Genomic DNA, 21,605 nt, shown 5'->3' on the forward strand with positions numbered 1-21,605 from the left:
TGAAGAGTCGTAACTTTCCGATGCCCCGGGCGTTTTGGCGCGCTACACGGCGACGGGTGCGGTACGGGCCGCCCGGCGCGCGGAACGCCGTTCGGCGGCCACCGCCGGGTCGAGCGAGGGGACGGCGGCCAGCAGCTGCCGGGTGTAGGCGTGCTGCGGGTTCCCGTACACCTCGTCCACCGGGCCCTCTTCGACGACCAGGCCGCCGCGCATGACCGCGACCCGGTCGCTGACCTGCCGCACCACGGCGAGGTCGTGCGCGATGAAGACGAGGGCGAGCCCGAGTTCCCGCTGGAGTTCCGCGAGCAGCGCGGTGACCTGGGCCTGAGTGGTGACGTCCAGGGCGGAGACCGGTTCGTCGCAGACGACGAGGCGGGGCCGGGGGGCGAGCGCGCGGGCGATGCCGACGCGTTGGCGCTGGCCGCCGCTGAACTCGTGCGGGTAGCGGTCGTAGTGGGCCGCGTCGAGCCCGACCCGGGTCAGCAGGTCGCCGACGCGGGCGCGTACGGCGGCCTCGTCGCGCTCCCCGGCCGCGCGCAGCGGGTCGGCGATGGACTCGCCGATGCTGCGGCGCGGGTTGAGGGAGGAGACCGGGTCCTGGAACACCATCTGGGCGCCGGGTGCGACGCCGCGGACTTCGCGGCCGGCGTGGCGGATCAGGCCGGTGGAGGGGTCGAGGAGGCCGACGAGCATGCGGCCGAGGGTGCTCTTGCCGCTGCCCGACTCCCCCACGATGCCCAGCGTCTCCCCGGCCCGCACGGCCAGACTCACTCCCCCGACGGCATCGACCGCCCCCACCCCCCGCCCAAACCGCCGCCCCACCCCAACAGCCTCGACCACCACCGCCGCCGCCGACGCCACCTCCGGGGCCACATCCAGCCCAGCCCGGGCCACATCCAGCTCTGCCGGGGCCACATCCAGCCCAGCCCGGGCCACATCCAGCTCTGCCGGGGCCACATCCAGCCCAGCCCGGGCCATATCCAGCCTCGCCGGCGTTTGAGGCGCGGGTCCGGGCAGAGCCCGGTGCCCGGCGGAGCCGGGTTGCAGTCCTGGGGCTCCGCCCCAGACCCCGCGCCTCAAACGCCGGCGAGGCTGGGTGTTGCCCCGCGGGGAGGGCCCGGCTTCACCTTGCCGGCCAGGCAGAGGTTCGCCCCGCAGGGGAGGCGGGGAGTCGCCCCGCAGGGGAGGCGGGGAGTCGTCCGCCAAGCGGGGCCGGGTTCCATCCAGCCCGTCGGGCTGGAACGGCACCCGCGCCGCATCCAACCGCGGCACCGCGGCAAGCAGCGCCGCTGTGTACGGATCGGCCGGTGCGGCCAGCACACCCGCCACCGGCCCCCGCTCCACGGCCCTGCCGCCCCGCATCACCAGCACCTCGTCCACGCTCCCCGCGGCCACCCCCACGTCGTGGGTGACGAGCAGCAGCCCGAGCCCGCGCTCCTCGCGCAGCCCGTGCAGCAGGTCGAGGATCTGCGCCTGCACGGTGACGTCCAGCGCGGTGGTCGGCTCGTCGGCGATCAGCAGCCGGGGTTCGCAGGCCAGGGCCATGGCGATGAGCGCCCGCTGGCGCATCCCGCCGCTGAACTCGTGCGGCCGGGACCGCGCCCGGCGTGCCGCGTCGGGGATGCCGACCCGGTCGAGCACCTCGACGGCGCGGGCCCGCGCCGCCCGCCGCGAGACGTCCGCGTGCACCCGGTGGACCTCGGCGATCTGGTCGCCGACGGAGTAATACGGGTCGAGGGAGCTGAGCGGGTCCTGGAAGACCATGGCGGCGGTCCCGCCGCGCAGGGCGCGCAGCTCGGCCGGGCCGGCCGTGGCCACGTCGAGGCCGCCGACCCGGACGGTGCCGCCGAGCCGGGTGCCCGTACCGCGGTGCAGTCCGAGGAGGGCGGCGGCCACGGTGGACTTGCCGCTGCCGGACTCGCCGACGATGCCGAGGGCGCCGCCGGGGGCCAGGGTCAGGGACAGGGAGTCGACCGCCCGCAGGTGGCCGCCGGTACCGCCGACCGGGAAGTCCACGGTCAGCCCGTCGACCTCGACGAGGAGACCCCCCGCGCCGGTCCCGGCGCCGGGACCCGCAGCGGGTCCGACCCCGGCACCCGTGACGGAGCCCGCCCCCTTGGCGGAGCCCGCCCCCTTGGCGGTCCCCACACCCGCGACGGATCCCGCCCCCGCGGCAGAGCCCGCCCCCGCGGCGGGCCTCGTGTTCGTACCGGTGTTCATGCGAGGGTCACCCTTCGGTCCGCGACGGCGTAGAGGAGGTCGGCGAGGGCGCCCGCGATCACCACGGCGGCGCCGATGACGAGGACGACGCCGACGACGACGGGCAGGTCGATGACGCGTACGCCGTCGATGAGCGTCTTGCCCAGGCCCGGGATGCCGAACAGGGACTCGGTGAGGACGGCGCCGCCCATCATCGTGCCGAGGTCGATGGCGCTGAGGGCGACGACCGGGGCCACGGCGCCGCGCAGGGCGTGCCGGGTGACGATCGCCCGCTCCCCCACCCCGTAGGCGCGGAAGGTGCGGATGTGGTCCTCGGCGAGCGTCTCCAGGGTGGAACTGCGTGTCAGCCGGGCGTACTTGGCGCTCTCGAAGAAGCCGAGGGTGATCCAGGGCAGCAGCAGGTTCCACGCCCACTGCTCGGGGTCCTCGGTGAAGGGCACGTACGTCGGGAAGGGCAGCCACTGGAGGTAGGCGCACACCAGCATGAGCAGCAGCAGCCCGAGGATGAACACGGGGGTGCCGGTGCCGGCGAGGGTGAGGACGGTCAGGGCGCGCTCGGTGATCCCGCCGCGGCGCAGCGCGGACAGCAGACCGGTGCCGACACCGATGACGAGCCACAGGACGAGGGCGCCGAGCGCGAGCGAGAAGGTGGCGGGCAGCCGTTCCAGGATCAGCTCGGTGACCTGCCGGTCGTTCTGGTACGAGAAGCCGAGGCAGGGCGCGTCGCAGTGCAGGGTGCCGGTGCCCGCGGAGTAGTCGCGGCCGGCGACCAGGCCCTGGAGGAAGTGCCCGTACTGGGCGAACACCGATTCGTTCAGGCCGAGTTGGTCACGGACCTGGGCGACCTGCTGCGGGCTGCAGCGTTCCCCGCAGGCGAGCCGGGCGGGGTCGCCGGGTGCCAGGTAGAACAGGGCGTAGACGGCGGCGGACAGCACGAGCAGGACGAGGACCGCCCCGCCGAGCTTCTTGAGGACGAAGCGGGTCACCGCTTCTTCTCCTTTCCGCGGCCCGTACGGCCCACCCGCAGCCGGCTGCTCTCGCGCGGGTCGAGCGCGGTGCGCACGGCGTCGCCCAGGACGGTGAAGGCGAGCACGGTCGCGAAGAGCAGCCCGGCGGGCAGCAGGACGTACATGGGGTCGGCGAGGAACCAGGTCTGCGCGGTGGAGAGCATCTGGCCCCAGGAGGGGGTGGGCGGCTTCACGCCGACTCCCAGGAAGGACAGGGAGGCCTCGACGACGATGTTGGACGGCAGCAGGATCGCCGCGTAGGTGATGACGGGCGCGGCGAGGGACGGCAGCAGTTCGCGGCGTGCGATGCGCAGGGTGCTGTTGCCGGACAGCCGGGCCGCGGCGACGAAGTCGAGGCCGCGCAGGGTGAGGGTCTGGGCGCGCACCACGCGGGAGGTGCCGCCCCAGCCGAGCAGGCCGATGACGAGGATCAGCAGCAGCGGGCGCGGGAAGTCCGGGGGGACGACCGCGGTGAGCGCGATGGCCAGGATCAGCATCGGCAGGGCGAGCATGACGTCGGTGATGCGGCTGATCAGCGCGTCGGCGAAGCGGTTGCCGAGTGCGGCCGCGAGGCCCGCGGCCACGCCGACGGCGACCTGGACGGCGGTCGCGCCGAGGGCCACCAGCAGCGAGATCCGCGCCCCGTACAGGAGCCGGGTGAGCAGGTCGCGGCCGGTGCCGGGTTCGACGCCGAGCCAGTGGTCGGCGGAGGCGCCGCCGAAGGAGCCGACGGGCACGCCGCCGCGGGCCGAGTCCACGAGGTCGTCGTGGTAGGCGTTCGGGTCCTGCCCGGTGAGGTGGGCGAGCAGGGGTGCGGCGACGGCGAGGAGGACGAGGAGCGCCAGGACGCCGCCCGCCGCGAGCGCGGAGGGCCGACGTCGCAGCCGCTCCCGGACCTGCCGGGCGGTGCCCGCGCCGGGGGCGGCCGCCCCCGGCGCGGGCACCGTCACGAGGGGTGCGGTGGTCACTTGACGGAGACCTGCGAGATGTCGAGGACGCCGGTCCAGTCGCTGATGACGACGTTCTTGACGTTCTTGCCGACCAGCCGCTTGTAGACGGGGTGGAACAGCGGGACGTCGAGGGCCTGTTCGCCGATCTTGCGGTCCAGGGCGCCCCAGCGCTTGGCGGCGGCCGCCAGGTCGGTCAGCTTGGCGATCTCGTCGATCTCCTTGTTGACCGCGGGGTCGTTGAGCTGCGCGTGGTTGTAGTTGGAGCCGTTGGTCACGATCTGCCGGCCGTCGAAGATCGGCGCCAGGAAGGGGGCGCCGGAGGGCCAGTCGGCGCCCCAGCGGGAGAGGAAGAAGCCGGGGGTGTCCTTCACGTTCCAGCGGGCTTCGTTGAACGCGTTGTTCTCCAGGCCCTCCAGCTTGACCGTGATGCCGGCGGCGGCCAGCGCCTGCTGGATCGCGGTGGCGACCTCGGGGCTGGTCTGCCGGTTCTGCGCGGTGGAGTGGGTGAGCGTGATCGTCAGGCCGTCGGGGTGGCCGGCTTCCTTGAGGAGCGCCTTGGCCTTGGCGGCGTCGCCGGTCTTGCCCGCCGGGAAGTGGTCGTAGGCGGTGAAGCCGAAGGCGGCCTGCTCGGGCAGGAAGGTGGTGGCGGGCTCGGCGAGCGCGGAGCCGCCGGCCGCGTTGACGACGCTGGTGCGGTTGACCGCGTACGAGATCGCCTGGCGCACCTTCGGGTTGTCGAAGGGCTTCACCTTCGGGTTGAAGGCGAGGTAGTTGACGTAGCCGAAGTGGCCGGTGCCGACGCGGCCGGCGAGCTCCTTGTTGCCGCCGATCTGGGCGAGTTCGGCCGGCCCCAGGTTGGTGTCGGTGGTGACGGCGGCCGCGTCGGCGCCCGAACTGGTCGACAGGCGCTGGTTGATGACGGCGGCGTCCAGCCCGGAGCGGACGTCGACCTTGTCGGGGTAGGCCTTGCGCTCCTCGTCGGTCTTCGCGTCCCAGTGCGGGTTGCGCTCCAGGACCAGGCGCTCGCCGTCGTTCTCGTTGGAGACGACCTTGTACGGGCCGGAGGAGACGGGGCGCTCCTCGTACTTCACGCCGGTGTCCTTGGCCTTGGGCACGGGCGCGAACTGGGTCTGGGTGGCGACGAAGGGGAATTCGCCCTCGGGCTTGCGCAGCTTGAAGACGATCGTCTTCGCGTCCGGGGTGACGATGGACGCGAGGCCCTTCTTGTCCTTGTAAGGGCCCTCGTACTTGTCGCCGCCGACCAGCCAGTCGCGCAGGTAGGGGGCGCCGCCGGAGAGCTCGGCGGCGAAGGAGCGCTCGATGCCGTACTTGATGTCGGCGGTGGTGATCGGGGTGCCGTCCTCGTACTTCAGCCCGTCCTTGAGCGTGTACGTCCACTCGGTGGCGTCGGCGTTCGGGCGGCCGGTGTCGGTGGCCAGGTCGGGGACGACCTTGGTGCCGGCGGCGCCGTTCTCCCGGTTGCGGGTGGTCAGCGTGCGGAAGACCAGCGAAGGAACGTTTCCGCCGCCGGAGGTGTAGAGGCGGGCGGGGTCGAAGTCGCTCTGCGGCTCGTTGTTGAGGACGGTCAGCGTGCCGCCCTTCTGCGGCGCACCGGCGGCGCCGGCCTTGCCCGCGTCCGCGCCGGCACCGTCCTGCCCGCTGTCGGGACCGCAGGCGGCGAGGCCCCCGGCCAGTACGAGGCTGACGGCGGTCGCGGTCACGCGGCGCGATGTGGGGGACTGAGGACGCATCGGAAAAGAACCTCTCGGCGGGTCGGGGTGGGTCGGAAGCCGCGCGGGAGGTTGCGTCCGGCATGGCTCACATCAGCCGTGCGGGCCGCGAGGGCCGGGCAGGGGACTGTGCGAGCAGCGCCGGAGAAGGAAGGAACCGCACCCGCGGGCAGAGGAATGCCCGGGCGCGGTGAAGGGGAAAGGCCGACGCGCGCTCAGGGCAGGTGTCAGCTACAGAAGATGTCGGCCACGCTGTGCGCGGTCACGCCGAGGAGCGCCAGCTCGATGGCGGCGCTCGCGGTGACGGCGTGGAGGTGCGACATGCCGAGAACAATTGCCGATGGCGGCACGCTTGTCAACGCAATATGCGGACGGACCGTCAACTACCGGGATATACCCAGGGGTTGGGCTTGCAGGAGATCCCGTCGATGTTCAGGGACTTCGTCTGCTGCTGCATGATCGGGGCGAGCGCGCCGGGCGTCTGGCAGTCGGAGTGGCCGTGCCCGAGCCGGTGGCCGACCTCGTGGTTGATCAGCATCTGCCGGTAGGCGAACATCCGGTCCGGCCCGAAGGTGTCCGAGCCCTTCGCCCAGCGGAAGGCGTTGATCATGACGCGTTCGGTGAGGGCGGAGTCGCACGAGACGTTCTCGACGGTGACGTCCAGGTCCGATTTCGCGCACCAGACGCCGGTGGTGCCGGGGCTCGCGAGGGTGATGACGAACTCGGTCTCGCCCGACGGCACCCGCTCGAAGGTCATGTCGCCGTCGTGCGCCCAGCTGCGCTTGTCGTTGAGGGTGCGCTGCACGGCCTCCGCGAACAGGGCGCCGTCGAGCCCGAGCCCGTTCTCGACGTCCACCCGGTAGCGGACGAGCCGCCCCTTGCCGGGCGCCTTCGCCCCGCCGGGCACGGTCTGGAAGGTGCCCGGGCCCTTGAGCTTGGCGTCGATCGGGTACTGCGCGGCCATCTTCTGGTCGTACGTCTTCGCCGGGGGCGCCGCGACGGGCTGCCGCGCGGGGGCGGCCGGCCGCTCCTCGGAACGGGAGGCCGGCGGCTCATCGGTGCGGATCTTGGCGCCCGCGGACGCCCGCGGGCCGGACCCGTCGTCCCGGCCCGCCACGTGACCGGCGACGAACACGGCGAGGACGGTGGTGACGACCGCGGCGGCGATGCCGGTGTACAGGCGCACGCGCGGGCGGCGGCCGGGCCGCTGCCCGGGGACGGCCGGGGCGGCCACCCGGCGGTGCGAGCCGGTGGTCGACATCGCGGACGGGCCGCCCGCGGCGCCGGATGCGGTCCCGGATGCGGTGCCGGACGTGTCGGTGTCCTCGTGGCGCGGACCGGGGACCAACGGATCGGGGCCCGGCCCGGGGGCGGCGGCCGGGGCGGGAGCCGGGACGGTCGTGCGGAGCTGCGGGATGCCGAAGGCGGGCGTGTCGGTGCTGCGCGGCACGCCCCGCCAGTCACCGTAGCGGGTGGTGGGGCCGTCGCCCCAGGCGCCGCCGGGCTCCAGGTTCTGGGGGTGGCCGCCGCGCACGCCGGGGGCCGGGGATCCGTAGCCGCGGTGCGTCACGGTGGGCTCGGACGGCGCGAAGACCGAGGCGCCGGCCGGTCCCGACAGCGCCGTGAAGGCGGGGAAGGCCTGGTGCGCCCCGGTCTCGGTGAACTCGGGGTACTGCGCGTACGCGGAGAAGTCGGAGTGCTCGGGGAAGCCGGTGTGGTGGTCTTGGAAGCCGTCGCGTTCCGGGTGGCCGGTGTGATCCGGGTGGCCGCCGTGGCCCGGGAAGCCGGTGGGATCCGGGAAGGCCGCGTGTTCCGGGAAGCCGGGGCGGTCCGGGAAGGCCGCGTGTTCCGGGAAGCCGGGGCGGTCCGGGAAGGCCGCGTGTTCCGGGAAGTCGGTGCGGTGGTCCGCGAAGCCGCCCCGGCCCGGCCGGCCGGCGTGCCCGGCGAAGCCCTGCTGGCCGGCGAAGCCCTGCTGGCCGGGCGTGCCGACGGGTTCCGGGAAGCCGGCCGCTTCCTCGTGTCCCGTCCGCGTCCGGTACGCGCCCTGCGCCTCGCGGCCTTCGTGGCCGTCGTAGCGGGCGTCGTACGGCTCGTAGCCGTCGAACGCGTCGGGTCCGCCCGGCGCGCCGGGCGCCGGGGCGGGGGCCGGCTCGGGGGCCGAGCCCTTGCGACTATGTCGTCCCACGGTCGTCCTCAGCTCCTGCCCGCATCGCGGAGCAGGTCGCGGAAGGCCGCCGCGACGGTCTCCGGGTACTCCATCATCGCCACGTGCCCGGCCTCGGGCAGCGTCAGCAGCCGCGAGCCGCGGAAGGCGGCGGCCGCCCTGCGTGCCATCCGGTACGAGACCAGCCGGTCGCGGCCGCCGTAGACGAGGAGGGTCGGCGCGAGCACCCGCTCGGCCTGCCGCCACAGCCCGTGCTGGCCGGGCAGCGTGTACGCGTCGACGATGCCCCGCGAGGACTTGGCCAGGGCGTCCCAGAAGTACGGCAGCTGTAGCCGCCGCTCCATCTCCTCCACGGCGTGCCGGAACCCCTCGGGGGTGATCCGCGAGGGGTCTCCGTAACAGAGGGCGGTGACGTCGCGGGTGCGCTGTTCCGCGGTCCAGTCCCGGCTGAGCCGGCCGACCAGGCGGGCCATGCCGGGCAGCGCGAGGAGCGCGGTGGGCACCGCCGACGCCTGGACGCGCAGCTCGGGCAGGGCGGGCGAGACGAGCGTCAGGGTGCGCACCAGGTCGGGGCGGACCGCCGCGACGCGGGTGGTGACGGCGCCGCCGAGCGAGTTGCCGAACAGGTGGACCGGGCCGCGCTCGCTCGCGTCGAGGTGCCGGATGACCGCGCGGGCGAGTCCCGTGACCGAGTAGTTGCCGTCGTCGGGCGGCGGGGAGTCCCCGAACCCGGGCAGGTCCAGCGCCTCGCCGTCGACCTCGCCCTCCAGCTGCGCCATCAGCGCCGACCAGTTCTGCGAGGACCCGCCGAGCCCGTGCACGTACAGGGCGGGCGGCAGTCCGGTGACGGCCGGCGGCCGGGAGCGGACCGTCAGGGTCAGGCCGGGCAGCGACACCCGGCGCAGCTGCTCTCCTTCGGCCACACGGACGGCGCCCACCTGGGAACTCGCCGTGGCGGTCGCCCGGACGTCCGGCAGCTCGGTCGAAGACATGCGGCAATGTTACGAGACGATCACGCGGGGACTCGTGTGTTCGCGGTCACAGGTCTGCCTAGCGGCGCACCCGCCGCTCTCCTAGGCTCGTAACTGAGAAGGAAAAGAGGGGAGCCACATGACTGTCGACCCGACGGAGCCGGACACCTTCCAGCAGCTCCAAGAAGCGCCCGACGTCGAGGCCCCTGAAGCGGACGCCGTGGAACAGCGCATCGAACTGAACCCGCGCGACGACGACGACCCGCCCGCCGTCCGCGGGGGCGGGGACGCCGCGGAGGCTGACGCGGCCGAGCAGGCGCGGGTGGTGCCGCTGGACGACGACGACTACCGGTGACCCGTTCGGCTACCGCCGAGTACCCCGCTCCGGTGCCGCTGACCAGCCAGGGATCCGTGTCCGCAGGCCGAGAAAAGTCGGTCTCGACCCACCAGATTCGGTTACCGAAAAGTACGATGGCGGGCGCGGCGCAGAGCGCACTGTGTTCTTGAAGAAAGTGGGAGGCGGCGTGACAGCCATCGAGCAGACCGAGGCGGCGCGCCCGCGGGGCACCCGCCTGCCGCGCCGAGCCCGACGCAACCAGCTCCTGGGGGCCGCCCAGGAGGTGTTCGTCGCCCAGGGTTACCACGCGGCGGCGATGGACGACATCGCCGAGCGGGCGGGCGTCAGCAAGCCCGTCCTCTACCAGCACTTCCCCGGCAAGCTCGACCTGTACCTGGCGCTCCTGGACCAGCACTGCGAGGCGCTGCTGCTGGCGGTGCGCGGGGCGCTGGCCTCGACGACCGAGAACAAGCTGCGCGTGGCCGCGACCATGGACGCGTACTTCGCGTACGTGGAGGACGAGGGCGGCGCCTTCCGGCTGGTCTTCGAGTCGGACCTGACGAACGAGCCGGCGGTGCGCGAGCGCGTGGACCGGGTCTCCCTCCAGTGCGCCGAGGCGATCTCCGACGTCATCGCCGAGGACACCGGCCTGTCGAAGGACGAGTCGATGCTGCTGGCCGTGGGCCTCGGCGGGGTCTCGCAGGTCGTCGCCCGGTACTGGCTCTCCAGCGAGAGCCCGGTGGCCCGCGACAAGGCGGTCGGGCTGCTGACCTCGCTGGCCTGGCGCGGCATCGCGGGCTTCCCCCTGCACGGCGTGGACGGTCCGCAGCACTGACGCGGCTGCGGGGACGACGACCGGCCCCGCCCGCACGCCGTCACGCGGTGCGCACGTGTTCGCTCGCAGCGTGCGGCGGCGGCGCCGTGCGTGTCCCCTCTCCGGGCTAATGTGGTCCGGGTACGGCGCGGTACACCGCGCGACCTGGACACCGTCGGAGGGACATAGCCGTGGAGGTCAAGATCGGCGTGCAGCACGCACCCCGGGAGATCGTGCTGGAGAGCGAGCTCGGCGCCGAGGAGCTGGAGCGTGTCATCACCGACGCGCTGTCCGGCAAGACGCAGCTGCTCTCGCTGACGGACATCAAGGGCCGCAAGGTCCTGGTTCCGGCCGACCGGCTCTCGTACGTGGACATCGGCGAGCCGTCCACGCGCAAGGTGGGCTTCGGCGCCTAGTAGTCGCCCGAATCACAACGGAACGGCCCGGTGGCAGTGACCACCGGGCCGTTCCGTGTTTTCCGGGGCGCCTTTCCGACGTGTGTTCCCGTTTCCGCGCCGTGTTTCCGATTCGCGTTCCGTTTCCCTACCGGAGCAAGTCGTACCGGAAGAGGATTGCCCCTCCACCGCCCCGGGTAGGACCGCCTACGACCCGATTTGCCCTGACGTGCGGGAGGGAACCCATGCTCGTGGAAGCACTCGGCTCGGCGTTGCTCGGCCTCGCGCTGTCGTGGCTGGCGCTGAGAAGGCTGCCCGACCGGCTGCCCTCCGCCGTCACGGTCCGCACCGCGGGCACCCTGGGCGGCGCGTTCGGCGGCTACCTGACGCACTACTCGCTCGGCCCGGGCCACACGACCGTGGCGGCCGCGCTGGTGGGCGGGGTGCTGGTGGCCGCCGTGGTGCTCTCGCTGCTACTGCGGCCCGCGGGCCCGCCCGCCGCCCGCCGGCGGCCCTTTTCCGTCCCCTCGGGCGGCTGACCGCCCCCGGACGCACGACCGGCTCCGGCGGGGATTCCGCCGGAGCCGGTGATGCGCGTGCCGGGCGGCTGCCGCCCGGAGGATGAAGAGACTCAGGCGGCGAGGCCCAGGGCGGCCATCCGCTTGGTGTGCGCCTTGGTGATGCGGGTGAACATCTCGCCGACCGCCGCCAGGTCGAAGCCCGCGGCCATTCCGTCGACGCCGCCGACCAGCATGGTCGACAGCGCGTCGCGCTCGGCGACCACGCGCTGCGCCTGCGAGAGCGCCTCGCCCATCAGGCGGCGCGCCCAGAGCGCCAGTCGGCCGCCGACCCGCGGGTCGGCCTCGATCGCGGCCCGCACCTTCTCGACGGCGAAGTTGCCGTGGCCGGTGTCGTCGAGCACCCCGAGGACCAGCGCGCGGCTGTCCGTGTCCAGGTGGGTGGCCACCTCGCGGTAGAAGTCACTGGCGATCGAGTCGCCTACGTACGCCTTGACCAGGCCTTCCAGCCAGTCCGAGGGCGCGGTCTGGCGGTGGAAGTCGTCGACGCCCTTCGCGAAGGGCTCCATGGCCGCGGTGGGCTCCGCGTCGATGGCGGAGAGCCGGTCCCGCAGCCGCTCGAAGTGGTGGAACTCCGCAGAGGCCATCGCCGCCAGCTCCGCCTTGTCCGCCAGCGTCGGCGCGAGCTTCGCGTCCTCGGCGAGCCGCTCGAAGGCCGCCAGCTCGCCATAGGCCAGCGCGCCGAGCAGGTCCACCACGGCCGCGCGGTACTGCGGGGTGGCGGAGGCCGTCGCCCAGTCCTGGGCGGCGATGCCCACCGGGGCGGCGGCTGCGCTCTCGGGGTTCGCGGCCTTCTCGGCGCTTTCGGCGGTCTCGGCGTTCTCGGCGGCGTGGGAGTTCTCGGCACTCGACATGCCGGGAAGAATAGCCGCCCCGGCGCGCACGGGAACTGCCTGGTCAGTCACCCCAAACCTGACTCTCCGGTGAATTCACCCGACACACCTGCGCGAATCCGGGGTACAGTGGTAATGCGCCTGCCGGATACTCGGCGGGCCATCCGAATGAGGATGCCCGGTCGGTGGCCCGATCGGCTCCAACCCGACCGCCCTCAACATGGTGTGTGCGTTCATGCGTACCACCGCCCATGAGGGGCCCCCTCAGCGGTAGAAGCGCTTGAGCGAAGGCCGTGGTCCCGCGCAGCTGTGTGAAAGCCAGGCACGGTAAGACCCCCTTCGCCGCCTCACGCCGCGTCTCACAGAAGAGGCAGCACCCTGACTACGTTCCGAGACCTCGGGATCTATCCCGAGACGGCCGAGGCCCTTGAGGCCGTCGGCATCGTGTCCCCCTTCCCGATCCAGGAGATGACCCTCCCCGTCGCCCTTTCCGGCACGGACGTCATCGGCCAGGCCAAGACCGGAACCGGCAAGACGCTCGGTTTCGGCCTTCCCCTGCTGGAGCGCGTCACCGTCCCCGCGGACGTCGAGGCCGGCCGGGCCACGCCCGAGCAGCTGACCGACGCCCCGCAGGCCCTCGTGGTGGTTCCCACCCGCGAGCTGTGCACCCAGGTCACCAACGACCTGCTGACGGCCGGCAAGGTCCGCAACGTCCGCGTCCTCGCCATATACGGCGGCCGCGCTTACGAGCCCCAGGTCGAGGCGCTCAAGAAGGGCGTCGACATCATCGTCGGCACCCCGGGCCGCCTGCTCGACCTCGCGGGCCAGAAGAAGCTCGACCTGTCGCACGTCCGCGCCCTGGTGCTGGACGAGGCCGACGAGATGCTCGACCTGGGCTTCCTGCCCGACGTCGAGAAGATCATGAACCACCTGCCGCCGAAGCGTCAGACGATGCTGTTCTCGGCGACCATGCCGGGCGCCGTCATCGGCCTGGCCCGCCGCTACATGTCGCAGCCCACGCACATCCGCGCCACCGCGCCGGACGACACGGGCGCGACCGTCGCGAACATCACGCAGCACGTCTTCCGCGCCCACTCGATGGACAAGCCGGAGCTCGTCGCGCGCATCCTGCAGGCCGACGGCCGCGGGCTCGCGATGATCTTCTGCCGCACCAAGCGCACGGCGGCCGACATCGCCGAGCAGCTGGAGCGCCGCGGCTTCGCCTCCGGCGCGGTCCACGGCGACCTCGGCCAGGGCGCCCGCGAGCAGGCCCTGCGGGCCTTCCGCAACGGCAAGGTCGACGTCCTGGTCTGCACCGACGTCGCGGCCCGCGGTATCGATGTCGAGGGTGTCACCCACGTCATCAACTACCAGTCGCCCGAGGACGAGAAGACCTTCCTGCACCGCGTCGGCCGCACCGGCCGCGCGGGCAACAAGGGCACCGCCGTCACCCTGGTCGACTGGGACGACATCCCGCGCTGGCAGCTCATCAACAAGGCGCTGGAGCTGGACTTCCACGAGCCGGAGGAGACGTACTCCACGTCCCCGCACCTGTTCGAGCAGCTCAGCATCCCCGCCGGCACCAAGGGCGTCCTGCCGCGCGCCGAGCGCACGCGGGCCGGTCTGAAGGCCGAGGAGATCGAGGACCTGGGCGAGACCGGCGGACGGGGCGGCCGCAAGTCCGCCGCCGCCGCGGCCACCGTGGTCGAGGAGCGCCCCGCGCGCACCCGCACCCCGCGCCAGCGCCGCCGCACCCGCGGCGGGGCCGAGCTCGGCGACGCGCCCGTGACCGTGGACGTGGCCGTGGCCGTGGACGCCGCCGTCGAGGCTCCGACCGTGCCGGCGCCCGCCGCCGACACCGACGCGGAGCCGCGCAAGCCGCGCCGCCGCCGGACCCGCTCGGTCCCGGCCGCCGCCGCGGCCGCCGTGGTCACCCCGGTGGCCGAGGCGCCGGTGGCTCCGGCCGCCGAGGAGGCCCCGGCCGCCCCGCGCCGCCGGACCCGCACCCGCAAGGCCGCCGAGACCGCGCCGGTGGAGACCGTCGTGGTCGAGACCGTCGTGGCGGCTCCCGTGGCCGAGGCCGTGGTGACCGACGCGCCGGTGAAGGCGCGCCGCACCCGCAAGGCCACGCAGAAGGCTCCGGTCGAGGCCGTGGCGGCTCCGGCCGCCGAGGAAGCCCCGGCCGCCGCCCCGCGCCGCCGTACGCGCACCCGCAAGGCCGCCGAGGCCCCGGAGGCGTAAGCAGCTCCGTCCCGCAGGCCCGGTTCCCCGCACCAGGGGGCCGGGCCTGCGGCGTGTTACGTGCCGGTAGGTTGTGCGGTATGAGCAAGCCGCCGCGTCTGACCCTGCCGCCGTGCGCCCGCGCGTACCGCCTGCGCACCGCGCGCGGGGAGTTCGCCGTCCACGAGGCCGTGCCGGCCGGGCCCGCGCACGGCACCGCGCTGCTGGTGCCCGGCTTCACCGGCAGCAAGGAGGACTTCATCGGCCTCCTGGAGCCGCTGGCGGCCGCCGGGTACCGGGTGGTGGCCGTGGACGGCCGCGGGCAGCACGAGAGCGACGGGCCGCGCGAGGAGTCCGCGTACGCCCTCGACGGCCTCGCGCGGGACGTGCTCGCCCAGGCCGCGGTCGTGGCGGACGGCGGGCCGCTGCACCTGGTCGGCCACTCCTTCGGCGGGCTGGTCGCGCGGACGGCGGTGGTCCGCGAACCGGGCCGGTTCGCCAGCCTGACCCTGATGAGCAGCGGCCCCGGCGCGGTCTGCGAGGCCCAGCAGGAACGTACGAAGATGCTGGTCGCGGCGCTGGAGGCGATGGGCGACGACATGCCGGGGATCTGGCAGGCGATGCGGGCGATGGATCCCGAGGACGCCGTGCCGGACTCCCCCGAGCTGGCCGCGTTCCTGCGGGACCGCTGGCTGGGCACCGTCCCGGAGCAGCTGATCGCCACCGGCCGGGTGCTGGTCGGCGAGCCGGACGGCATCGACGCCCTGCGCGCGGCCGCTCCGGGCCTGCCCAAGCTGGTGCTGTCCGGCGAGGTGGACTACGCCTGGCCGCTCCCGGTGATGGACGACATGGCCGAGCGCCTGGCCGCCGGCCGCACCGTCGTCCCGGGTGCCGAGCACTCCCCCAACGCGGAGGCCCCGGAGGTCACGGCGGCCGCCCTGGCCGCGTTCTGGTCGGCTGCCACGCGCCCCTGACCGGCGCGTACGGACCCGCCCCCCGGGCGGGTACGGACCCGGGCCGCGTGCGCGGGTCAGTACGCCGACTGCAGGTGGGTCCAGAAGCCGTCGCGCAGGGCGCGGCGCAGGTCCGCCTGGCCGCGCAGGGAGTAGTGCAGCAGCGCCTCGGCCTCCACCAGGAGGTCCTGGTCGACGCTGCCCGGCAGGAACGGCTTGCCCGGCAGCAGGTCCGCCAGCGCCATGCGGCCCCGGGTGGCGAGCCAGGTCGCGGCGATCTGCGCGCCGGTGAACCGCACCTCGTCCCGGGTCGGCCGCGGCACGCCCTCGGTCTCCGGTTCGTACGCGGGCTGCGCCGCCTTGCGGGTCACGTACGGCCGACAGAACTCCAGGTCGAAGACGCGCTGGCTGTCGACCTCCCACAGCAGCGGTTCGGCCTGATTGCGGCCCTCGGACGGCTCGATGCCCCACAGGTGGACGCGCGCGCCGTACCCCTGGGCCGCCTCCACCGCCGAGACCAGGTCCTCGTCGCCGCCGACGAGCGCCGCGTCGCTGATGGCCCGGTGCCGGGCGAGTGACTCCAGGTCGGTGCGGATCAGGGAGTCGACGCCCTTCTGCTGGTTGCTGGCGTTGAGGTTGCCCAGGCGCACCTTCACGTCGGGCAACGCGGCGATGGACTGCTGCTCGGCGGTGTGGATGCGGCGGCGGGCGCCGTCGTACCAGTACACGCGCAGCAGCCGGCTGTCCGCGAAGATCGTGCGGGCCTTGTCGATGAAGGCCTCGATCATGCCTTCGGCGTCGAGGTCGAAGTTCCGCCGGTCCTCTGTCCCGGCGACGAGACGGCCGGCGGCCGCGTAGACGTAGCCCGCGTCGACGAAGATCGCGTGGGTCGAGGGGGTCTTGGCGACCTCGGCGAGCATCCGCTGGAGCAGCTCGTTGGTCCGGTCGAGGCGCGCGCCGAAGTCTTCTTCCATAACATGAGTCATTGTGACCGAGGCCACACCGGACGTCTCGCCACCGGCTAATATTTAGCCAATGAAAAAATTTCCTTAGCGTAGGGAATGTTTGCCCCTTACACTTCGTTAACCCCTGTGCAAGGAGAACTCCGACGAAGGGAGAAGCCGTGCGCTTCGAGATTCTGCGCCTTGACGACGTCGACGGAACCGCCGTGGACAGCACCGTCGTGGACGCCGCCTCCGTCAACCGGATCGTGCAGCAGGCCGCCGCTATCGGCCAGCGCATCCTCATCCGACCGGCCGAGTCCGCGTCCTCCTGACGCGCTGCGGATCACCGCACACACGTGAAACGCCCCCGCACCGGACGGTGCGGGGGCGTTCGCGTACGCGCGGGCGACGCGCGCGGTCCAGGGCGCCGGGCGTCAGGCGCCCTCGATCACCTGGAGCACGCCGTTGATGATCTGCTGGACGGCGATGGCGGACAGCATCGTGCCGGCGAGGCGCGTCACCAGCACCACGCCGCCGTCCTTGATGACCCGGATGATCACCAGCGAGTACCGCATCACGAGCCACAGCACCACGTGCATGGCCGCGATCGCCGACCACACCGACAGCTGACCGCCGAAGCCGTCCGCCTTCTGGACGGCGAGGATCACCGAGACGATCGCGCCGGGCCCGGCGAGCAGCGGCATCCCCAGCGGCACCAGGGCGACGTTCACGTCCTTGGTCTGCTTCGGCTCGTCGGTCTTGCCGGTGAGCAGGTCGAGCGCGATCAGGAGCAGCAGCAGACCGCCCGCGATCATCAGCGCGGGCACGGAGACGTGCAGGTAGTCCAGGATCTGCTGGCCGCAGACACCGAACACGGCGATGACCCCGAAGGCCACGCAGACGGCCTGCCAGGCCATCTTGCGCTGCACCTTGACAGGCCGGCCGGAGGTCAGCGCCAGGAAGATCGGCGTGATCCCCGGGGGGTCCATAATCACAAAAAGGGTGAGAAAGAGGGATCCGAAAACGGCAACGTCGAACACAGTGATGGCCTTGCAGAAGAGTCGTACGAAGAAGGTGGGCGCGGAGGCGGCGCCTGCGGGGCGTGCCGGACCGGCGGCCGGACCCAGGGGCCGGCGCCGGAGCGGTGGTGGTGCGGGAAACCCGTCAGACGCCGGCGGGTCCGCCGGCGCCCGGCACCGGGAAGGCACCGGTCGCACGGCGCGTGATCTCGCCGTAGATCTCGGGGTCGGTGGTGTACTCCCCGAGCCGGCAGGTCTTGCGGCTGCCGTGGTAGTCGCTGGACCCGGTGGTCAGCAGCCCGAGCTCGGCGGCGAGCCCGTGCAGCCGGGCGCGCGTGCCGGCGTCGTGGTCCATGTGCTCGACCTCGATGCCGTCGAGGCCGGCCGCCGCGAGCGCGGCTATCGCGCTCTCCGGCACGACCTCGCCGCGCTTGACAGCGCCGGGGTGCGCGAAGACGGTGACCCCGCCGGCCGCCTTGACCAGGCGGATCGCCTCGAACGGGTCGAGCTCGTGCTTCTCCGCGTAGGCCCGGCCGCCGTCGGCGAGCCAGTCCGGCGTGAAGGCGTCCGAGACGCTCGCCACCACGCCGAGCTCGACGAGCGCGGTCGCGATGTGCGGACGGCCGACGGAACCGGCGCCCGCGATGCGGGCCACCTGCTCCCAGGTGACGGGGACGCCGAGCGCCTGAAGCTTGCCGACCATCGCGCGGGCGCGCGGGACGCGGTCGTCGCGCACCAGCTCGCGCTCGCGCGCGAAGTCCGGCTCGTCGGGGTCGAAGAGGTACGCGAGCATGTGCAGCCCGACGCCGTCGAGGCGGCAGGACAGCTCGGCTCCGGTGACCAGGGTGAGACCGGCCGGCAGGGCGGCGACGGCCTCGGCGTGCCCGCGCACGGTGTCGTGGTCGGTCAGCGCCACCACGTCCAGCCCGGCGGCGGCCGCGTTGCGGACCAGCTCGGCGGGGGTGTCCGTACCGTCCGAGGCCGTGGAGTGGGCGTGCAGGTCGATACGCACGGCTCGGCTCCAGAGGCAGGACGAAAGGGGGACACCCCAGGATACCGGCCCCCACACCCCCGACACCCCCACCCCGACGACACGCCCCGGCCGTCCCGTGGCGCGCCACCCGGCCTCGCCGGCTGCCCCGCGACGCCTCCGCCCCGCTGGCCGGCCCGGCGCAACCCTCCGGCAGCGCCGGGCCACATCAGCCTCGCCGGCGTTTGAGGCGCGGGTCCGGGCGGAGCCCGGTGCCCGGCGCCAGCCGGGTTGCTCAGGGCTCCGCCCCGAACCCCGCGCCTCAAACGCCGGCGAGGCTGGAAGTTTGCCGGCCAGGCGGGACGTGCCGCCCAGGCGCCGACGGGGCTGGAAAGGCGCCGCACGGGCACCGGAAAGGCTGGAGGCGGCAGGGGTGTGCCCCCGGCGCAGACGGCTGGGGCGGGGGTCAGTCCGGGGTCAGGATTCGGGGGGTGAGGGCGCCGCAGGGGAGGAGTTCGATCTCGGCACCCGCGTCCCGCAGATCCGTCAGGACCAGTTCGTCGTACATCAGCAGCCCCGACTGCTCGGGCCACACCACGGCCCACAGCCACAGCCCCCGCGCCTCACCGGCGAACACCGCCCGGTCGTCCGGGGTTCCGGACACGTGCCACAGCGGGGTCGAGCGCCCGGCCGCGACCACCTTCGCGTGCGGCGGCGCCGCGGCGTTGATGTGCGGCCCCGGGTCCGGCCCGGAAATGCCGGCGTACCGCGCACCCAGCCCCACACCGAGCTCCTCGGCGACGAGCACCAGCTCACCCATCCCGCCGAGCGGCCCCGGTCCCGAGCAGGCCACCGCGGTGGCACGGCCGCCGCTGCGGTCGTCACCCGCGCACGCGACACCCGTGAACAGCCAGCCGACCGGCAGCGGCCACGGCATCCACACCGGCACCTGGGCCCGGTGGACGACGACCCCGAGCCCCTCGACGCTGGGCGGGATGACCGGTTGCAGCGGCTGCACGGCGCCGTGCACGGCGCACTGCCAGGAATCGGCGAAAAGACCGGGCGCCCTGACCCGGCCACCGCACTTAGGGCAACTCGGTTCACCCCTCATACGTGCCCACGCTCCTCCCCGGCCGCCGCCCCGTCAAGGGACGATCACCCGTCCGGATGCCATCCGTACCCGCCGTGGCGGCGGTCAGTCCGGTGATCCGCCCGTACGGGTGCCCGGCCGCGCGCCCCGGCTCCCGGCTCCACCGCCCCGACCACCCGTACGGGCGCCCGCCGGTAGCCCGTACGGGGCACCCGGTCGGGCTACCGGCGGGCGGGCGGTGTACCGGCGGCGGCCGGGCGGCAGGCCCCGCCCCGGCCGTCCGCACGCCCGTCGTCCGCCCGTCCGGCTCAGTCGAGTGCGACCGCCGCGCGCAGCGGGTCGCGCAGGTCCGTGCCGCGGGCGAGCCAGCGCTCCTGGAGGGCGGCCGCGCCGTGCACCCGCTTCCACGCGGCCTCGTTGGGCGTCATCGGCAGCAGCGGCAGGAACCGTACGGGGTCCCGCGGCGCGTCCAGCTCCAGGTCCTCGACCAGCCCGCCCGGCTCGGCGACGAGCACGGAGGTGAACGGCGCCCCGGGCCACAGCGGTTCGCCGACGTCCAGCGAGGCGCCCGGACTCACCACGAGCCCCTCCACCTGCGGGGAGGCCCCGAGCACGGCCAGCGGGCGGAGCACCTTGTCGGTGTCCGGGGCGCCGGCCCGTACGGACAGCACGAGTTCGGCCCGCGGGCCGCGCAGCGGGTCGGCCACCACCACCGTCGGATCCGCCATCGGCTGCGCCGACATACCGAGGGTGGCGTACCGGACCACCTCCCCGTCCGTGAAGCGCAAGACCTCGATGCGGTCGGTACCGAGGAAGGTGACCGCCGCGCGCGCATCGGGTTCGCCCAGCGCGCTGCGCAACCGGGCTTCGACCAGAGCCAGAACTTCTGCCATGTCGAGAGCATAGAACTGCTATCCCCCGGGTAAAGGGCCGGTCTTGACCATCTGTCGGCTGATAGTGTTGACCGCTGGTCGGGGCAGCGTGCAGAAGCATCGTTTCCGTGCTCCGATACAAGGACTTCCCCTACGGGGGACCGGCCGGAGGAGGTGGGGCTGCGGTGGACCGAAGTCGATCGTGCAGTACCAATCGCTCTTCCGCGGGGTCCTGCCTTCCGGTCTGATCCTGCCCGCCTGACCGCCCGCCGGTCGGCCGGCCCTTTCCGTCTCCTGCGACGGCATCCCGCTCGGGGAAGAGCGACGGCAGAACTTTCCTCCCGTCCTGTTTCCTTCCGCCTGCCCGCGGCGGCGGAGGGTCTCCCGTCCGTGCGGCCGGCGTGCTGCGCGTAGGAGCCTGCCATGTCGATGATCCGTGACCTGCGCGCGGTGGTACGCCCCGCCCTGCGCAAGCCCAGCCAGGTACACAGCCCGTACGACACCACCCGCGACCCCTCGGCCGGCAGCGCCGTCGTCGACTGCGCCGTCTACCGCGACGGCCGCCGGCTGCCCGGTGCGTGCCTGTCCCCGCGCGAGTCGATGCGCCGGGCGCGCGACAGCGGCGGCTTCGTGTGGATCGGCCTGCACGAGCCGACGGAAGCCGAATTCGCCGGTATCGCCGCCGAGTTCGGGCTGCACCCGCTGGCCGTCGAGGACGCGGTGCACGCGCACCAGCGGCCGAAGCTGGAGCGGTACGACGACACCCTGTTCACCGTCTTCAAGACGATCCACTACGTGGAGCACGCCGAACTGACCGCCACCAGCGAGGTGGTGGAGACCGGCGAGGTGATGTGCTTCACCGGCCGGGACTTCGTCATCACCGTCCGGCACGGCGGCCAGGGCTCGCTGAAGGCGCTGCGGCACCGGCTCCAGGACGACCCGGAGCTGCTGGCGAAGGGCCCGTCGGCGGTGCTGCACTCGATCGCCGACCACGTGGTCGACGGCTACATCGCGGTCGCCTCGGCCGTGCAGGACGACATCGACGAGGTGGAGAGCGCGGTGTTCGCGGCGCCCGCCAAAGGCAGCCCGCGCGGTGTGGACGCCGGCCGGATCTACCAGCTCAAGCGCGAGGTACTGGAGTTCAAGCGGGCGGTGGCGCCGCTCCAGCGGCCGATGGAGCTGCTCAGCGAGCGGCCGATGCGGCTGGTGGACCCGGAGGTCCAGAAGTACTTCCGGGACGTCGCCGACCACCTGGCGCGGGTGCACGAGCAGGTCGTCGGCTTCGACGAGCTCCTGAACTCGATCCTCCAGGCCAACCTGGCGCAGGCGACGGTCGCGCAGAACGAGGACATGCGCAAGATCACCTCCTGGGCCGGCATCATCGCCGTACCGACCATGATCTGCGGCGTGTACGGGATGAACTTCGAGCACATGCCGGAGCTGCACTGGCGGTACGGCTATCCGCTGGTGATGTGCTCGATCGTCGGCATCTGCTTCACGATCCACCGCGCGCTGCGCCGCAACGGCTGGCTGTAGGG

General features: G+C 73.3%; 21 protein-coding genes. 8 read left to right on the plus strand and 13 right to left on the minus strand.

Annotated elements, in window-relative coordinates; translation table 11 throughout:
- Positions 1-42: 42 nt before the first annotated feature.
- The 7 genes from OG764_RS13315 to OG764_RS13345 form a co-directional block, all read right to left on the minus strand.
- Positions 43-2,220, minus strand: a complete 2,178-nt coding sequence (locus OG764_RS13315) for an ABC transporter ATP-binding protein (protein WP_328968636.1) — start codon at positions 2,218-2,220, stop codon at positions 43-45.
- Positions 2,217-3,206, minus strand: a complete 990-nt coding sequence (locus tag OG764_RS13320) for an ABC transporter permease (RefSeq protein ID WP_328968637.1) — start codon at positions 3,204-3,206, stop codon at positions 2,217-2,219. Before OG764_RS13320 ends, OG764_RS13315 begins: the two co-directional genes overlap by 4 nt.
- Positions 3,203-4,195, minus strand: coding sequence for an ABC transporter permease (locus OG764_RS13325; RefSeq protein ID WP_443055919.1), 993 nt, complete (start codon positions 4,193-4,195; stop codon positions 3,203-3,205). Before OG764_RS13325 ends, OG764_RS13320 begins: the two co-directional genes overlap by 4 nt.
- Positions 4,192-5,928, minus strand: a complete 1,737-nt coding sequence (locus OG764_RS13330; RefSeq protein ID WP_328968638.1) for an ABC transporter substrate-binding protein — start codon at positions 5,926-5,928, stop codon at positions 4,192-4,194. Before OG764_RS13330 ends, OG764_RS13325 begins: the two co-directional genes overlap by 4 nt.
- Positions 5,929-6,134: 206 nt before the next feature.
- Positions 6,135-6,230 (minus strand): Ms4533A family Cys-rich leader peptide, encoded by a 96-nt coding sequence (locus tag OG764_RS13335; protein WP_328968639.1) that lies wholly within the window; start codon positions 6,228-6,230, stop codon positions 6,135-6,137.
- A gap of 56 nt (positions 6,231-6,286) precedes the next feature.
- Complete coding sequence (locus OG764_RS13340; RefSeq protein WP_328968640.1) at positions 6,287-8,092, minus strand: DUF3152 domain-containing protein; 1,806 nt, start codon at positions 8,090-8,092, stop codon at positions 6,287-6,289.
- Positions 8,093-8,100: 8 nt separating this feature from the next.
- Complete coding sequence (locus tag OG764_RS13345) at positions 8,101-9,063, minus strand: alpha/beta fold hydrolase (RefSeq protein WP_328968641.1); 963 nt, start codon at positions 9,061-9,063, stop codon at positions 8,101-8,103.
- A 118-nt stretch (positions 9,064-9,181) separates the two neighbouring features.
- Between OG764_RS13345 and OG764_RS13350 the strand changes: the two genes are divergently transcribed.
- The 4 genes from OG764_RS13350 (at position 9,182) to OG764_RS13365 (ending at position 11,127) form a co-directional block, all read left to right on the plus strand.
- Positions 9,182-9,397 (plus strand): hypothetical protein, encoded by a 216-nt coding sequence (locus tag OG764_RS13350; protein ID WP_328968642.1) that lies wholly within the window; start codon positions 9,182-9,184, stop codon positions 9,395-9,397.
- Between the two features lie 169 nt (positions 9,398-9,566).
- Entirely contained in the window at positions 9,567-10,214 is a 648-nt protein-coding gene (locus OG764_RS13355) for a TetR/AcrR family transcriptional regulator (RefSeq protein ID WP_328968643.1), read from the plus strand.
- A gap of 170 nt (positions 10,215-10,384) precedes the next feature.
- Positions 10,385-10,609, plus strand: a complete 225-nt coding sequence (locus OG764_RS13360) for a DUF3107 domain-containing protein (RefSeq protein WP_328968644.1) — start codon at positions 10,385-10,387, stop codon at positions 10,607-10,609.
- 224 nt (positions 10,610-10,833) lie between these two features.
- Positions 10,834-11,127 carry a hypothetical protein gene (locus OG764_RS13365; RefSeq protein WP_328968645.1) on the plus strand — a complete coding sequence of 98 codons (294 nt, stop codon included), beginning with the start codon at positions 10,834-10,836 and terminating at the stop codon, positions 11,125-11,127.
- A gap of 92 nt (positions 11,128-11,219) precedes the next feature.
- Here the strand turns inward: OG764_RS13365 and OG764_RS13370 are convergent, their stop codons facing one another.
- Entirely contained in the window at positions 11,220-12,020 is an 801-nt protein-coding gene (locus OG764_RS13370) for a ferritin-like fold-containing protein (RefSeq protein WP_328968646.1), read from the minus strand.
- A 447-nt stretch (positions 12,021-12,467) separates the two neighbouring features.
- On the opposite strand from OG764_RS13370, the gene OG764_RS13375 reads away from it, so the two are divergent.
- On the plus strand, positions 12,468-14,240 hold the full coding sequence (locus tag OG764_RS13375; RefSeq protein WP_328968647.1) for a DEAD/DEAH box helicase: 1,773 nt from the start codon (positions 12,468-12,470) through the stop codon (positions 14,238-14,240).
- An 80-nt stretch (positions 14,241-14,320) separates the two neighbouring features.
- Entirely contained in the window at positions 14,321-15,193 is an 873-nt protein-coding gene (locus tag OG764_RS13380; protein WP_328968648.1) for an alpha/beta fold hydrolase, read from the plus strand.
- A 56-nt stretch (positions 15,194-15,249) separates the two neighbouring features.
- On the opposite strand, the gene OG764_RS13385 is transcribed toward OG764_RS13380, so the two are convergent.
- Entirely contained in the window at positions 15,250-16,146 is an 897-nt protein-coding gene (locus OG764_RS13385; protein ID WP_328968649.1) for an NYN domain-containing protein, read from the minus strand.
- Between the two features lie 149 nt (positions 16,147-16,295).
- Between OG764_RS13385 and OG764_RS13390 the strand changes: the two genes are divergently transcribed.
- Positions 16,296-16,448 carry a hypothetical protein gene (locus OG764_RS13390; RefSeq protein WP_007266367.1) on the plus strand — a complete coding sequence of 51 codons (153 nt, stop codon included), beginning with the start codon at positions 16,296-16,298 and terminating at the stop codon, positions 16,446-16,448.
- A gap of 102 nt (positions 16,449-16,550) precedes the next feature.
- Here the strand turns inward: OG764_RS13390 and OG764_RS13395 are convergent, their stop codons facing one another.
- The 4 genes from OG764_RS13395 to OG764_RS13410 all read right to left on the minus strand — a co-directional run bounded on the left by OG764_RS13395 (position 16,551) and on the right by OG764_RS13410 (position 20,088).
- A complete protein-coding gene (locus OG764_RS13395; protein WP_328968650.1) occupies positions 16,551-17,156 on the minus strand; it encodes a MarC family protein in 606 nt (201 codons plus the stop codon).
- Between the two features lie 124 nt (positions 17,157-17,280).
- Positions 17,281-18,147, minus strand: coding sequence for a PHP domain-containing protein (locus OG764_RS13400; protein ID WP_328968651.1), 867 nt, complete (start codon positions 18,145-18,147; stop codon positions 17,281-17,283).
- A gap of 424 nt (positions 18,148-18,571) precedes the next feature.
- A complete protein-coding gene (locus OG764_RS13405) occupies positions 18,572-19,216 on the minus strand; it encodes a DUF6758 family protein (protein WP_328968652.1) in 645 nt (214 codons plus the stop codon).
- Between the two features lie 287 nt (positions 19,217-19,503).
- On the minus strand, positions 19,504-20,088 hold the full coding sequence (locus OG764_RS13410; RefSeq protein ID WP_328968653.1) for a suppressor of fused domain protein: 585 nt from the start codon (positions 20,086-20,088) through the stop codon (positions 19,504-19,506).
- Between the two features lie 402 nt (positions 20,089-20,490).
- On the opposite strand from OG764_RS13410, the gene OG764_RS13415 reads away from it, so the two are divergent.
- The gene (locus tag OG764_RS13415) at positions 20,491-21,603 is read left to right on the plus strand and encodes a magnesium and cobalt transport protein CorA (protein WP_328968654.1); all 1,113 of its coding nucleotides are present in this window, start codon (positions 20,491-20,493) and stop codon (positions 21,601-21,603) included.
- The last annotated feature ends 2 nt before the right edge of the window (positions 21,604-21,605 follow it).

The organism is Streptomyces sp. NBC_00239, assembly GCF_036194065.1.
Lineage (GTDB): Bacteria > Actinomycetota > Actinomycetes > Streptomycetales > Streptomycetaceae > Streptomyces.